This window comes from Micromonospora sp. NPDC049274, assembly GCF_040678875.1.
In the GTDB taxonomy this organism is placed as follows: domain Bacteria; phylum Actinomycetota; class Actinomycetes; order Mycobacteriales; family Micromonosporaceae; genus Micromonospora.
Genome location: NZ_JBFAQS010000043.1, coordinates 1 through 2,225, shown reverse-complemented (window position 1 = coordinate 2,225; position 2,225 = coordinate 1). Strand labels below are relative to the sequence as shown.

The window sequence follows — 2,225 nt, the reverse complement described above, 5'->3', positions numbered from 1 at the left end:
CGTGGAACCACCACCGCAGCCGAGCCATCCGCGCGCCCCGCATCCGGGCCAGCCCCCAACCCCGGCGTCACCCTGGTCGGCGGATCAAGCAACGCCTCAACAGCAGAGCCCACGCGCACCTCGCCGTGCGGCGGGGCATCCTGCGGGACCTCGGTGAGATGCACCGACCCGTCCTCAAATCGCTCCGTGACAGAGAATCGCGTACCCGCACGAATGAACACCTCCGCCCAATCACCGTAAGTCAACCCGGTGCTCAGAGTGACGGTGACAAAGGGCGACTCGGGACTCGCCTCACGCCGATCCACCACCAGCGGATGACTCAGAGTAATGACGTCATCATCCACACCCAACGCTTCCATAGCCGCAGCTGACAGCTCCAGAGAGGCATCACCCGCATAGGTGGACATGTGGCTCGCGGGCATGAACTTTTCCGAGAGTTGCGCCACGGCCCGCGCCAGCTCGTGACTGATCGCCTCGGGATTGTGCAGCGTCTCGACGAACGTCGCCATGTTGGTGAAACGGAACGCCCGAAGCAGCATCTCTCGGCGGCTTCGTCCGAAGACGTCCTCTCCATCCATTGTGAGGGCGCCGAAGTACGCAGAAGCCATCGCGAACTCCTGCTGAGTCAGCTTGCTCGAGCCCTGCCTCGATGGCTGCTCGGGCGCTTCCACCCTGGCTGGTGGCGCAATCCGAGGGCGCAACCCCAATCGGCTGGCCCGGTTCGCTGCCCGCTGCACGACCTCAGCCACGGATTTCATGGGCAGGCGCCGCAGGTCGCGCTCAATCCGACGGGAGAATTCGTTGAAAGCGTCGGCGCCGGTCCCATTTCGAGGAACCAGGTACCCGTTCGCGATGGCGGCAGCCTGCGCACGTAGCCGCGCATCCAACTGTCGCGGGGTTGCCAGGGGGCCAGCAGGGACAAGCTCGTCCACGGGCGACACGAAGACGGGCACCCCGAGTCGATCCGACATCATCGAGGCAACGTTGCTGAGCCACCACATTCGATCTCGGTCGTACACCTCCCCGCGGACATCGAAGTCCATGTAGCGGCCCGACTTGTCGTTCACCTCCCAGCGGCCACGACGCCTGTCCCAGAACAGTTCACCACTCACCCGGGCTGACTGCGCAACAACCCGGCCCTGCTCGTCAAAGGCCACGGCGAGTGTGGGATGACCGTTCTTCATCGTGGCGGCGAGAGCCGACTGGTGGATTTCTTCCCCCGACGACGAGATGTCGGCGGCCAGCTTCTCCAACTCCGCATCGTCGAGCCCTTTGTCTGGATGATCCGCACCGATGATCACTTGCCCCGACTGGGTGACGGTAAAGATCCAATCGATCTGCGGGTTGTCGGTGACGAGTGCTGGCGGCAGATCGTCGAGCGGACGCCACAATGCGTTGAGCTTTCCCCGCTCGCGGGGGAGGATGCCGCTTGGGCCGGCGAGCTCGCCGAAGCGCAGGTCAAGTTCTGCGTCTCGACGTGCGTCAGCTCCATTGCCCACTGCGGGGAACATGTCGGTGGCGGCCAACCTGACCGCTCCGGGCGGCACCAGCAACCCAGGGGTCAACGGGAGGAAATGCAGCCGCACGCCAGGTGGCACCGGCGGTGCCAACGTTCCACGTTGGCCATCAAGAAACGTGACTCCGGCCGAGTCCGCGAGGACATTGAAGGCGTGCGCTGCTGTTCCGTCACGTCCACCCACCACGACCAAGCCGCGCGAACCCGGCGGCGAAGCCCACAGCGCCCAGGAGATGGCATCCAGATTCGGCACCCGGAAGACCCGGCCCGGGTGATCATCTGGCAGCCCGAGCTCGTCGCGCTGATGGTTCAGCAGGTCCGCCCCGGGCTGGTTGCCCACTGGCGGCGCCTGGTGCCCCTCCCCAGATCGAAGCGACAGGTTCACGGCGATCGCGGTCAACAGACAGTTCGTAATGAACTCCCCGCCGTGCTCTCGGTGCGGGTTCACAGCTGGCAACCAGGGAAAGTCACGCGCTACCTCCCCGGCGTCGCGCCCCTGTGGAGGCACCCCCTCCCCGGTCCGCAGGCTGGGTGAGGGATTCGGGCCGGCCGGTCGACCGCCGTCGGTGATGTGCACATCGGCGGACGTCGGATCCGCTACCGTGACCGGCCCCAGGTCGTGTTGAGCAACCTTGCCGTCAGCCGTCTGCACCAACCGCACCGGCACCCGCAGCGCCGCGGGAAGATTCAGCAGATCTCCCGACGGGTC

General features: G+C 65.8%; 1 protein-coding gene. It reads right to left on the bottom strand.

Features of this window, described 5'->3' with window-relative positions; genetic code table 11:
• On the bottom strand, positions 1 to 1,916 hold a 1,916-nt coding region (locus tag AB0K10_RS33145; RefSeq protein WP_363690175.1), incomplete at its 3' end, for a toxin glutamine deamidase domain-containing protein.
• Positions 1,917 to 2,225 lie beyond the last annotated feature (309 nt).